The sequence below is a fragment of the Haloarcula pelagica genome, assembly GCF_030127105.1.
Classification (GTDB): domain Archaea; phylum Halobacteriota; class Halobacteria; order Halobacteriales; family Haloarculaceae; genus Haloarcula; species Haloarcula pelagica.
Map to the genome: position 1 here is coordinate 130844 of NZ_CP126161.1, position 12648 is coordinate 143491.

At 66.2% G+C, this 12648-nt stretch carries 11 protein-coding genes; 7 read left to right on the top strand and 4 right to left on the bottom strand.

Annotated elements, in window-relative coordinates; translation table 11 throughout:
* Positions 1–12 precede the first annotated feature (12 nt).
* From P1L40_RS00700 to P1L40_RS00730, 7 genes are all read left to right on the top strand, one after another.
* Positions 13–1812, top strand: a complete 1800-nt coding sequence (locus tag P1L40_RS00700; RefSeq protein WP_284009371.1) for a DUF7408 domain-containing protein — start codon at positions 13–15, stop codon at positions 1810–1812.
* Positions 1812–4163: a VWA domain-containing protein gene (locus P1L40_RS00705; RefSeq protein WP_284009372.1), complete on the top strand. Its 2352-nt coding sequence runs from the start codon at positions 1812–1814 to the stop codon at positions 4161–4163. The genes P1L40_RS00700 and P1L40_RS00705 overlap by 1 nt, the downstream gene beginning before the upstream one ends.
* Entirely contained in the window at positions 4160–4795 is a 636-nt protein-coding gene (locus P1L40_RS00710) for a hypothetical protein (protein WP_284009373.1), read from the top strand. The genes P1L40_RS00705 and P1L40_RS00710 overlap by 4 nt, the downstream gene beginning before the upstream one ends.
* Positions 4785–5633, top strand: a complete 849-nt coding sequence (locus tag P1L40_RS00715; RefSeq protein ID WP_284009374.1) for a DUF7502 family protein — start codon at positions 4785–4787, stop codon at positions 5631–5633. The genes P1L40_RS00710 and P1L40_RS00715 overlap by 11 nt, the downstream gene beginning before the upstream one ends.
* Complete coding sequence (locus P1L40_RS00720; protein WP_284009375.1) at positions 5626–6579, top strand: AAA family ATPase; 954 nt, start codon at positions 5626–5628, stop codon at positions 6577–6579. The genes P1L40_RS00715 and P1L40_RS00720 overlap by 8 nt, the downstream gene beginning before the upstream one ends.
* Positions 6576–7433 (top strand): DUF58 domain-containing protein, encoded by an 858-nt coding sequence (locus tag P1L40_RS00725; RefSeq protein ID WP_284009376.1) that lies wholly within the window; start codon positions 6576–6578, stop codon positions 7431–7433. Before P1L40_RS00720 ends, P1L40_RS00725 begins: the two co-directional genes overlap by 4 nt.
* 201 nt (positions 7434–7634) lie before the next feature.
* Entirely contained in the window at positions 7635–8885 is a 1251-nt protein-coding gene (locus P1L40_RS00730) for an AI-2E family transporter (protein ID WP_284009377.1), read from the top strand.
* A 1-nt stretch (position 8886) separates the two neighbouring features.
* Here P1L40_RS00730 and P1L40_RS00735 read toward each other — a convergent pair whose 3' ends face one another.
* From P1L40_RS00735 to P1L40_RS00750, 4 genes are all read right to left on the bottom strand, one after another.
* The gene (locus tag P1L40_RS00735; RefSeq protein ID WP_284009378.1) at positions 8887–9750 is read right to left on the bottom strand and encodes a DUF2250 domain-containing protein; all 864 of its coding nucleotides are present in this window, start codon (positions 9748–9750) and stop codon (positions 8887–8889) included.
* A 194-nt stretch (positions 9751–9944) separates the two neighbouring features.
* Complete coding sequence (locus P1L40_RS00740; protein WP_284009379.1) at positions 9945–10979, bottom strand: tyrosine-type recombinase/integrase; 1035 nt, start codon at positions 10977–10979, stop codon at positions 9945–9947.
* Positions 10976–11392: a DUF5805 domain-containing protein gene (locus P1L40_RS00745; protein WP_284009380.1), complete on the bottom strand. Its 417-nt coding sequence runs from the start codon at positions 11390–11392 to the stop codon at positions 10976–10978. The genes P1L40_RS00740 and P1L40_RS00745 overlap by 4 nt, the downstream gene beginning before the upstream one ends.
* A gap of 506 nt (positions 11393–11898) precedes the next feature.
* Positions 11899–12573 carry a helix-turn-helix domain-containing protein gene (locus P1L40_RS00750; protein ID WP_284009381.1) on the bottom strand — a complete coding sequence of 225 codons (675 nt, stop codon included), beginning with the start codon at positions 12571–12573 and terminating at the stop codon, positions 11899–11901.
* Positions 12574–12648 lie beyond the last annotated feature (75 nt).

Below are 12648 nucleotides of genomic sequence, written 5' to 3' on the forward strand. Positions count from 1 at the left end.
CCCTCCGAGACGATGCAACTCGCCGATGTGCTCCAGACGCCGACCGGTCTCCTCGCCCTCCTCGCACTGGTCCCGCTGATCGTCCTCTATCTCATCGAGCCGGACCCGCGAGAGTTACAGCTGCCGACACTGCAGTTTCTCGCCGACGACGAGGGCGACGGCGGCGCAACGCCGGTCCTCGAACGTCTCACCCGGAACCTCCTGTTCCTGTTACAACTGCTCGTGATCCTCGCGCTCGCGCTCTCGCTCGCGTCACCGACGGCCTCGATCACGCAGGAGCGGTCGGCCGCCTCGACGGTCGTCGTCCTCGACGCCAGCGCGAGCATGGCGACCGAGAGCGGGAGCGGGACACGGTTCGGGGCGGCGAAAGCCGCCGCCGGCGACGCGCTGGGAACAGAGACGACGCTGATCGTCACGGGTGCGGAGACGGCGACCGTCGTCGAGGACGCTCCGGCCCAACGGGCCGACGAGGCGCTCGGGACGCTGTCGGTGACCGACGGCCCGGGCGACCTCCGCAGCGCGATCTCGCGAGCGGCGTCCATCGCGGGACCCGAGAGCCGCGTCGTCGTCTTGAGTGACTTCGTCGACGAGAGCAGCTGGCGGTCGGCGGTCCGGGCGACTCGCGCCCGAGGTGCGACGGTCGAACTCCGGCAGTTCGACGGCGGTGGCGGCGCGAACGTCGGCTTTGTCGCCCGGGATGTCACCGAACAGCGCGTCACGCTGACCGTCTCGAACTTCGGGACGGCGGGCGCCGACCGGACGGTCACCTTCGCCGGGCAGTCGGCGTCGGTCAGTCCGGCCCCGGGCGACGCCGCCTCGGTCTCGTTCCCGCTTCCGACAGAGGGGGCGACGGCCGAACTCTCCGGGGACGACGACTTCCCGACCGACGACACCGTCCCGGTCGCGGCGCCGTCGAACCCTACCGTCGATGTCGTCTTGCTGACCAACGATCCCAACCGGTACCTCGTGACGGCCCTCGAAGTCAACAACGCCGTCTCCCTGACGGTCAAGCGGCCGCCGACGACGATCACCGACACGTACGACGTGTTCGTCTTCGGGAACGTCCGCGCGGATGCGGTGCTCGACAGCACGATCGAGTCCGCACGGAGCACGGCTGCCAACGGCGGTGGCGTCGCGGTCCTCGCTCAGCCTGATGTCGGCGAGGTCGGCTACGGGGACTTGCTCGCGATCGAGCCACGGGGTGTCGGCGAGGAGCCACAACTGGGGTCGATCACCCGTGACCCGCTGACCGCCGGCTTCGACTTCGCCGCGCCGGATCGGTACGTCCGCGGTAACACGACCAACGCGCGTGCGCTCGTGGAGTACGACGACGGGTCGCCGCTGCTTGCGGCCGGGAACCGCGGCGCCGGCCGGGTGCTGTACTACGGCTACCTGCCCAACGAGACGGAGTTCACCAGCGGTTACCGGTATCCGGTGTTCTGGAAGCGGGCCGTCTTCTTCCTCGCCGATCGGCCCCAGGCGGCGACGCTGAACCGCCAGACCGGCCAGCGACTGACCGTGGGCGCGAACGCGACGATCACGCGGCCGGACGGGAGCGAGGTCACCGGCAGCGCCCTGCTGGACAGGCAAGGCTACTACGCCGCGGGGGGCCAGCGCTACAGCGCGGCGTTGCTCACACAGGCCGAGTCGAACGTCACCGCACCGTCGATCGAGGACATCGCGAACGAGAACGCCAGCGGGACGACGACGACACAGCGGCAGTCGGTCGATCTCACGCCCCTCGTCGTGACGCTCGCCGCGCTCCTCGTACTCGCCGAACTGGCCTTCCTGCGCCACCGGGGTGATCTCTGATGGCCGTCGAGTTCGTCGTCGAGGGGACGACCGTCGGCTTCGAGCGTCCGCTGGTCCTGATCGGGGTCGTCGTCGGCCTCCTCGTCGTCGGAGCGCTGGTGCTCCGTCCCGGCCTCGGATCGATCTCCCGGCGTAAACGGGGCCTCCTGTTCGCCAGTCGCGCGCTCGTGGTGATACTGCTGGTCGTCGGTGCCGCCGGCCCTTACACCGTCGCGACGGAGACGACGACTGGCGACCCACACGTGACGCTGCTTGCCGACCGGTCGGCGAGCATGGGTGTCGGCGACGACCCGACCGGGCGGTTGGCGACGGCGATCGAGCAGCGCGGCGTCTCCGTGACGACCAGGAGCGTCGGTGATACGACCGGTTCACCCGTCGGTGACGCCGTCGCGTCGTCGCTCTCGCCCAACGGAACCGTCGTCGTCGTCTCGGACGGGCGGGTGACAGAGGGACAGTCACTGGACGCCGCGGCCGAACTCGCCACCCAGGTCAACGCGACCGTCAGCGCGATCCAGCCCGAGGTCACCGAGACCGAGCGGTTCGTGACAGTCAACGGCCCGTCGAAGGTCAGTGCCGGCGTCGAGAACACGTATCTCGTCGCCGTCGACGGCGTTGCGCTCAACGACAGCGAGGCGACGCTTACGGTCTCCGTCGACGGAACCGAAGTCGAGTCCCGGACCGTCAGCGACGCCGCGAGCTTCGAGTTCAGCCGGACGTTCAACGACACCGGGAGCCACCGGATCACCGCCACACTGGACGGCGAGGACCGCTACGAGCGAAACGGCGTGTTCCGGAAGTCGGTCCGCGTGGTCGAACAGCCCCGGATCCTCTACGTCTCGCGTGGCTCGTATCCGCTCTCGTCGTATCTCTCCTCGCTGTACACCGTCGAGCGAGCGGAGTCGGTTCCGGACGACCTCTCGTCGTACTACGCGGTGGTCACACAGGACGTGGCCGCGCCGGACCTGGGCAACCAGACCGCGCTCCAGCAAGCCGTCGTCGACGGGACCGGCCTGGTCGTCGTCGGCGGCCCGAACGCCTACGAACACGGCGGGTACAGCGAGGCCGTCGTCGGCGACCTCGTCCCGGTCCGGCAGGGCGACCCCGGCAGCCGATCCTCGATCGTCATCGTCGTCGACATCTCCGCGAGCGCGAAGGAGGGACTCGCCCTCCAGCAACGGCTCGCGCTGGACGTGCTGGACCAACTAGGCGACGAGAACCAGGTCGGCGTCGTCGCGTTCAACACCCGGGCGTACTCGATCGCGGAGCCACGGCCCCTCGGGGGCAACAGGCCGTACCTCGAAGACCGCATTCGACGGCTCCAGACGACCGGAAGCACGCGGATCGCGTCCGGACTCGACGGCGGGAGCGAGATGCTCGGCGACGGCGGCGGGACGGTCATCCTCCTGAGCGACGGCCGGGACAAGCGCGGCGGGGCCGTCGCCGCCGCGACGGAGCTGGGGAACCAGGGGACCGAGGTGGTCGCGATCGGCGTCGGCAGCCAGCGCAACGAGAGTCTGCTGCGCCAGATCGCCGACGCCAGCGACGGGACCTACCTCCAGGCCGACCAGACCAGCCGGCTGCGGCTGCGCTACGGGGGCCCCGACCGGCGGTTCCGCGGTTCGGGGCTCACCGTCGTCGACGGGAGCCACTTCATCACCGACGGCGTGGAGTTCACCGCGTCGCCGGGCCAGGCCCACGAGGTCACGGTCAAAGACCGCGGTGACTTCCTGGTCGCGAGCGGCGACGGACGGCCCGCGGTCTCGGCCTGGAACTACGGCCTGGGCCGGGTCGTCTCGATCACGGCCTACAGCTCCGACGGGACCCTCGGCGGGCTGCTCAGCCGGCCGGACTCGCTGGCGACGACGAAGTCGGTCAACTGGGCGATCGGCGACCCCCAGCGGCTGGCGACCGGCGTGACGGACGTGCCCGACACCCGCGTCGGGAGCACCACGACCGTCCAGTACCGCGGCCAGGACAAGCCGACCGCGGCCAACGTCACGTTCACTGCAGCCGGCGAGAGCCGGTATCAGGGGACGCTCGTCCCGACCGAACGGGGCTACCAGTCGGTCCTGGGCGCCGAGTACGCGGTGAACTACCCGATCGAGTACGCCGGGTTCGGCCCGTCGCCGGAGCTTCGGACGGCGGCCGAGACGACCGGCGGCCGGGTGTTTTCCCCCAGTTCGGCCGCCGAGATCGCGACGTTCGCCCGCGAGCAGGCGACCCGACCCCGGACCGTCCAGACGGACTGGTCGTGGCTCCCGCTGGCGGCCGCGCTCGTCCTGTTCCTCCTGGAAGTCTCGGCCCGGCGACTCGACGAAATCTACGCGTGGAGCGGAGGCACATCCCCATGAGCTACATCGGACGCACACTGAACCTCGGGCTGGTCGTCGTCACGATCCTGGCGACGGCGAGCGTCGGGGGTACGACGCTGTACTACCAGGAATCGGTCACGGAGGTAACGGAGCAAAACGACCGGCTCCGGGCACAGAACCAGGAGCTGCGGGCGGAACTGGCGGCGACTCGCTCGAACGTCACGACGCTCCAGCAACGGATCCAGCGGATCAACGAGAGTCTGGCGACCCGCCAGCGGGACTTACAATCGCTGACGACACAACTCAACCGGACCGAACGGAACCTGACACAGACCAGACGGGAGCTACGTGAGTCCCAGGACAGGGCACAACAGCTCCAGTTGCGGGTTCGGAACCTCGAATCGAGCCTCGATCGCGCACAGGACCGCAACGAGGAACTTCAGGAAGAACGGAACCGGCTCGAACGGATCAACGAGGATCTCAACGACAGCAACGACGAACTTCGGGAGGAACAGGAGACCCTCCGGGAGGAGAACGTCCGCCTGGAAGACGATATCCAGACGCTGGAAAACGACATCGCCGACCTCCGGCAGGAGAACCAAGTCCTCGAAGCACGAATCGAGGACCTGGAAGACCAACTCGACCAAGCCCAACAGAACAATGGCAACTGACAGAGACGATGTCGAGGCGGCGCTGACCGCGGTCCACCGGGAGCGGTACAAGGCGACGCTCGTGACCGCCGTCGCCGACGCGGTGGTCGCCCTACTCGTGGTCAACCTCGCGCTCTCGGTACTGGTGGTCGACGCGCTCCCCGAGACGATCGGTCCGGTCGCCACCTCGACAGCCGCCAGCGTCACGACCGGGGTCGTCGTGCTGGCTACCAGCACAATCGTCAACGTCAGACGGTTCTCGCTGGAGCGGTTCGAGGCGGCGAACCCGAACCTGGAGGCCGCCGTCCGGACGGCCAGGGACGTGCTCTCGTCGGACGGTGACGGCACGATGGCCCGGCTGTTGTACGGCGACCTGGTCGACCGCCTCGGCGAGGCGTCGAGCCAACAGCTCCTCCGGGCGCGCTGGCTCGCCGCCAGACTCGTCGTCGTGCTGGTCGTGAGCCTGCTGACCCTCCAGGTGGCCGTCGCCGGACTCACCGTCGACCCGCTGCCGGCACAGAACACCCCCGGCGACGGCGGGGCCGGCCAGAGTCCGGGCGGCGGCGGGTCGCCGAACCCACAGACCCCGGGCCAGGAGGGGCTCCAGTCCGGCGACGACGTGCTGGGCGACCCCCAGGATGTCCCCGAGGGGAGCGACCCGCTGGACTCGAACGTCTCCGGCGGTCCCGGCGGGGACGGCGACCGGAGCCCGGCGAGCTACGACCGCCAGGGGCTGACCGCCGGCGACGACGGGATCGAGACCCAGCGGAGCGGGTTCGACGACCCGGGGGAGGTCGAGGACGCGGACCTCATCCGCGAGTACACGCTACGCGTCACGAGGAACGAAACAGATGAGTAACATCGACATCGACGAGACAGAGGTACAGGAGATCCAGCAGTCCCTGCAGACGCTCCGCCAGGAGGTCGGGAAGCGGATCGTCGGCCAGAAGCCGGTCATCGAGCAGCTACTCGCCTGTCTGCTCTGTGACGGCAACGCGCTGCTGGAGTCGACACCCGGGCTGGGGAAGACGCTCCTGATCCGAACGGTCGCGGACGCGACCGCGCTCGATTTCTCGCGGGTCCAGAACACCCCGGATCTGATGCCGTCCGACATCACCGGGACGGATGTCATCAACGAGACCAGCGAGGGGACGCAGTTCCGGTTCGACCCGGGACCGATCTTCGCCAACGTCGTCCTGGCCGACGAGATCAACCGGGCGACCCCGAAAACCCAGGCGGCGCTGCTCGAAGCGATGCAGGAAGGCCAGGTGACTGCCGGCGGCGACACCTACGAACTGCCGAAGCCGTTCTTCGTCCTGGCGACCCAGAACCCCATCGAGCAGGAGGGGACCTACCCGCTGCCCGAGGCCCAGCGGGACCGCTTCCTCCTGAAGATCCTGCTCGACTACCCCGATCGGGGCGAGGAACTGGACATCGTCAACCGGTACACGCGGGGTCCGACGGAGACGATCCCCGTCGATCGGGTGCTCGACGACGGCGACTTCACCCGGGCACAGCGGCTCGTCCGCCAGATGCCGATCGCCGACGACATCACAGAGCGGGCGGTCGAACTGGTCCGAGCGACTCGCCACGACGAGCGCCTCGAATACGGTGCCAGCCCGCGGGCGAGCATGGGGATCGTCCTGGCGGCGAAAGCCCGGGCGTTCCTGGAAGGCCGCTCACACGTCGTCGAGGGCGACATCGAGGCGATGGCTCGACCGGTGTTACGCCATCGCATCATCGTCGACTTCACCGCCGAACGGGACGGCATCACCCCCGACGATGTCGTCGCCGACCTGCTATGATATCACCGGCCTTCCTCGACGAACTCGACCGCTTCGGGGGGTCGATCGACCGGCTGGCGAACGCCAGACAGCGCGGCGAACAACGCTCGACGGTGCTTGGCGAGGGGCTGACCTTCAGCGACTACCGGAACTACGTCCCCGGCGACGACACCCGGCTGGTCGACTGGAAGCTCTACGGTCGGACCGGCGAACTGTACGTCAAGCAGTTCGAGTCCGAGCGTAACCTGACGGTTCACGTCCTCCTGGACGCGAGCGAGTCGATGGCCGCCGGCGAGGACGAGTCGAACAAGTTCGAGTACGCGGCGAAACTGGGACTGGGCTTCTGTTCGCTGGCCGCCGGCGAACACAACGACTTCCGCTTTTCCCTGCTGGGCGAGACGTTCGAGCGCCTCGACACCGGGGCCTCGAACCAGGGTGCGGTACTGGGACTGATCGATCGGCTGAACGCGACCGAGCCGGCCGGCGAGACGGCGTTCGCGTCGGCGCTGTCGGAGTACGCCGGGACGATCAACTCCCGGTCGCTCGTGCTGGTGGCTAGTGACTTTCTGGCGGACGTAGACGCGGTCGCGGAGGGACTGGACGCGCTGGCGGACAACTACCTCGTACTCGCACACGTCCACTCTCCCGAGGAGCGGGACCCACCCACGTCGGGGGAGACGATCTTCAAGGGGATGGAACGGCCACAGACGATCCGGACCTACTTCGGAGCCCGACAGCGCCGGTCCTACCAGGAACGGCTGGACTCGCATATCGAGTCGATCTCCGAGGCCGCCCGCCACCGGCGGGCCAAACACGTCGAAGTGACCACCGACGAGGACTTCTTCGACGCCTTCGCCCGCACCTGGGTCGTCTGAGGACAGTATCTGTGTCGAACACAAAACTCATTACGAGATGTCGACACCTAGGCATTGGGGGCAGCTGGTTGTGGCATAGTGCGCCAGCGTCCCCGCTTTCGATACCGGACTCCACACGTAGCGCCCGATCGAGGCAACTCCCTCCCCGTCGACTGATTATTGCCGGGACAGCTTTTTGGTCGCCGGTGTGGAACCCGCAGTATGGCCTCGTACGACGTGGACGTTGACTGGCCACGCGCCTTCTGGATCGGTTTCGGCGTGGTGTTGACGGCCGCCCTCCTCTTCGTCGTCTACTCGTTTATCGGGACGTTCGTGTTCGGGGTGTTCCTCTACTACGCGACACGGCCGCTGTTCCGACGGGTGTACAGACACGTCCGCCAGCGGACGGTGGCGGCGATGCTCTCGTTGTTCCTGCTTGCCCTCCCGGTGTTGATACTGCTGTACTACACCATCGCGATCTCGCTGCAGGAGTTCCAGCGGTTCAGCAGAAACGTGGATCTGGGTCCCTACGAGAACGTTCTCGATCCCTACGTCGATGTCTCGACCGTGGTCCAGAACCCACAGTCGCTGCTCAGCGGCGCCGGGGGGACGGACGCCGTCGTCTCGACGCTCACGCAGCTCCTTGACTTTCTGGGGTTGGTCGGGACCGGCCTCGTCCACGCCTTCGTCATGTTCGCGTTCGCGTTCTACATGCTCCGGGACGGCCCCCGACTGGCCGAGTGGGGAAAGAACCTGATCGACCACCACGGCGTCCTCGACCGCTACTTCCACGAGGTCGACCGGAGTTTCCATCGGGTGTTCTACGGGAACATCCTGAACGCGATCGTCACGGGGGCGATCGGTGCGATCACGTTCAGCCTCGTCGACATCGTCGCACCGACTGGACTGGGCGTGCCGTACCCGGCGTTGACCGGACTGCTGGCGGGCGCTGCGAGCCTCATCCCGATCATCGGCATGAAGATCGTCTACATCCCGATCAGTGGCTATCTCGCCGCACAGACGGCGTTCAACGGACAGGAGTGGTGGTTCGTGATCCTGTTCTTCGCGACCGCTTTCCTCGTCGTCGACACCATCCCCGACCTGCTCGTCCGGCCCTACGTCTCCAGTGGTGGTTCGGTCTCGTTCGGACCGTTCGGGTCCAGTGCGGCCGAATCGGTCGGTACCCCACAGCCTGCGTTGCACACGGGCACGCTGATGTTCGCGTACATCTTCGGGCCGTTCCTGTTCGGATGGTACGGGATCTTCCTGGCACCGATGTTCCTGGTTCTGGTGGTCCACTTCGCCCGGTTCGTGCTCCCAGAACTGGTCAACGGCTCGACGGTCAAGCCCTACGCCGTCGACCCGGCGATGGATTTCGAGCACGACGAGTCGGTCGAGGAACCCGAATCGACGGAGATCCAGCCTGCCCCCGAGACGGACGACACCACCGCAGGCGATCCGACTCCCGAGTGAGTCACTCCTCGAGGTCCCGCAGGAGTTCCTCGGCCGTGTCGGTCGTGACGTAGTAGGTGTGTTTCCGGTGGGTCTCGGCTTTCGGTTTGAGCTTTCGCTCGGTCCCCTTGATCGTGCTCCCCTCGTAGACGGTGACGAGGCCGACCCGGTGTAACGCCCGGTAGAGGTGGCGGACGTATTCGAACTCCAGTTCCAGTTCTTCGGCGGTCATCCGGGGATAGTCCGGCCCGCCGCGGGCGAGTCGCCGCGCGATCGTCCGGCCGTCCGGGAGGTGTCGCAAGACGTTTCGTTTCCCCTCGCGCTCGCCGAGGAACCGAAGGAGGTGGTCGCCCTCCCGTGAGAGTCTGTAGTACGTGTGGTGTTGGCGCACTTCGTCGGCCTTCTTGGCTTTCACGCGCCGTTGCTTGACCGTTCCCGATTCGATACGTTCGAGCAGTCCGGCCGTCTCCAGTTCCGCACAGAGCGACTCGACCTGTTTTCGCTCGGCGTCGAGGTGACCGGCCATCGACCGGGGGTAGTTACCCTCGACAGTATCGAGGTGGTAACAGACGAGATACGCGACCGGGTCGGCCGGCATCGGCGCGAGCTGTCCCACGACGGACTGTTGGCGCTCGAAATCGGCTTCCAGGTCTTTCGCCCGTTCGTATCGGGTCTGTGCGTTCTCGGCGGCGTCGGCATCTAAGTCCAGCGCCACCTCGATCGCCTCCCCCTGGGGCGTCTCCAGGGTGAGTGTAAGTTCGCCGTCCGTCCAGTGGTCGCCCGACTCGTGACGAGCCTGTTCGAGAGCCTCGCTCACCCGCTGGATACGGGTCATGATCGTGTCTGCTTCCGTCCGGAGGCGTTCGATCTCGGCCCGTGAGACCATCGTCGGTCGATACCGCTGTCTCCGGTTTCAACCCTTCGCCCAGACGTGCGGGCACTGCGCGAACGGGAGCCCGAGCACCCGGGGTGAACCGAGGGCGAGAACGTCGCCGATCTGGCCGGACGCAGCCATCGAATAGGTATAGCGAGATATAGTTTATCAGTTCGACATCGGTCACGGCGAGTGGCAGAAAAATATCAAACGACCGAATAGATGTGTTCTCGATAGACATCACGGACACGCGACCCCCACTCGTGTGTGTAGGTGTCGATGACATCCTGAGCCACGTCGCCGCGGAGATACTTCACGATCCCTCTGTCGCCGGTCCGGTCACGGAGGTGTGTCGTGAAGAAGTGTCGGAAGTAGTGTGGTGTCACGTTCACTTCGGCACCGCCGCCGGATTCGTACCAGCCCCGCTCCCGTGCGTGTGTCTCGACGATGTGGTGGACCATGTCGGGAGTAAGTCGCTTCCCCCAGCTGTCCGCTGTCGAGACGAACAGTGGGTCCGCATCCGAACGCGTGTCCGGGCGGATCGCGAGCCAGTGGCGTAACACGGAGGCGAGTTCGCCGTCGATCGGGATCGTCGTATCGCGTTTTCGCTTGTTCGACGCGGTCCGCTCTTCCCCGTTGCTCACCGACCCCCGGGCCGGCGCTGACGCGACGTACAGCGAGTCCGGCCGCCCTTCGAGGGCTGCCCTGACCGGAACGGCTGGGCGCGGTCCCGGTGAGTCGAGGTGTAGATCCCGGAGATCCAGATTACATAGCTCGCCGGCACGCATACCGGTCTTGAGTAACGTCACGACGACAACGCGGTCGAGCGGATGACCTATGTCCGCGACGAACGAGCGCATCGACGGGACCTCGATTTCCCGTCGTGTCGGGTCCGTGTTGATCGATTCGTCCATCTCCTCCATGACCAGCGCCATCGGGTTCGCGTCGAACACACCGACCTGCGTCATGTAGTCGAAGAATCGGTGGAGGTACGAGGCGTACGTCGCCACGGTGCTCTCGCTGAGATCCGTCCGAAGCCCGTGGACGTATGCCAGGCAATCCCTGTGTGACGCATCGACGATCGATACGTCGTCGAGAGACGCCTCGAAGTCCCGAAGCACCCGTTCGTAGAACGCACGCGTCCGCGTGCTCTTCCCGTGGAACGTGATGTCTTCGAGAAAGTACCCGATCGGATCGTCGCTCCCGTCGACGGCGGCCGACCCGGTGTGGTCGGAGCTCATTCGTCGATCACGTAGCCGCCGTGGCGGCCGCTGTAGGTCACGACGCCCTCGGCCTGAAGCTCCTGGAGCGCGTCTTCGAGTTGGTCCTCGATACTGTCTGTCAGCTCCGTGAGCAGGTCGTCCCAGTCGTGGAAGTCACCGTCGTCGAGAACCTCCTGCAGCCGGTTTTTCACCCCCTTGACCCCAGGGGTAGCGTCGGGAGAACCGGGCTGCTCGCGAGGGGCCGTCGAGTCGTTGTCCGACGCTGCATGGTCGGCAGGCTCGAACCCCGTGCGGCCCGCCTGGACCATCGTCCGGACGAACTCGCTCTGACTCATCCCGAGTTCGTCAGCGTGGTCCTGCCAGTGCTGTTTCTGGTACTCCGGGACGTACGTTCGCACAGCTGCTCGCTCGCCGCCACCTTCGTCTGCCATGTGAAACGCATCCGCCGCGACCCACATCAAAGTATCCCCAGACACACCGATAAAGACACTTATTTGGGAATCTCGTCCTGAATTTCGTCGCTCGCGTGGTGTCAGACTCACAGTTCAACGGAGTCGTGTCGGGCCTATAGGTCACGTTCACAAATATACGGGTTTCTGTCGGCGTTCTGGTACAACAGGGCAAGCCCCCGTGCGAGTTCATGTTTCGTAACCCGGTCCTTCCCGGTCTGTTCGGCCCCGGTGGCTTCTCGAAAGGCGCGAAAAACTCCATCTCGGGAAGATTCACACGAGGCGTGACTGGCAGCAGTGGAAGTATTCGCCGTTCGTCTCGTTCGATTGCCTCGGTGTACGGGCGGGGCCACAGTGTGTGATTCGTTCGCAGGACCGTTGTTCTGAACAGTACACGACTCGTATATCTCATATCGCTATACGTTCGGGCTGTCGAGGACTGCCGTCCTCGTCTCTCACCGGCGAAAGGACGGTCCGGCACGGAGAACTTACGCGTCGATCCCGAACTCGTCCATCACCGCGCGGACGATATTCGCCTCGGCCTTCTGGAGATGATCGCTCGCTGTCGGCGGTGCACAACCGAGTTCGGCAGCTACGTCCTCGTGAGTCGCTCCGCGAGGCTGGTTGTAGTACCCGAGTTCGAGGGCAACTGTGACTGCCTCACGTTGCCTGTCGCTCAGTCCGACCACCGGATCGTCGGCGTGCCATTGTAGCCGACCGATTTCGTCGATCCGTACCTCGACACCGTCGGGGGCCGCATCCAGGGCTCGCTGGAGTGGCGAAGCGTCGCCGACCACGCGGGCGGACATGGTCCCGTCCCGGTAGACGATCGGTTTGCGGACGATGAGTCCCGGCTGTGTGCTCGCGCGCTGGATAGCGGCGAACAGCGGCGTCTCCCTCGGCCGCATGACGACCAACACGTAGGTCCGCCCCTGCGTCGTCTCGGACAGTTCGACCGAGTCGATCCCCTCGGTGTCGGTCGCTCGCTCGGCGAACGTCGTCGGGTCACCATCGATGGTGTACAGGAGCGTCGACTGGTCCCCAGCCGTCATACTCCAGTCGACCAGACGGGCTTCGGTGACGGCCGGCGAGTCGGCCAGTAGCTCGAAAAATTCCGGTGCGTGGTCGTCGTCGACCTGAACGGTGACCTGGAGGTGCTTCACAGTCTGCCTATCGAACGAAGCGTGAAAAACCCCACATGCATACCTCACAGAATCCCCATCCCACGACCGACCGTA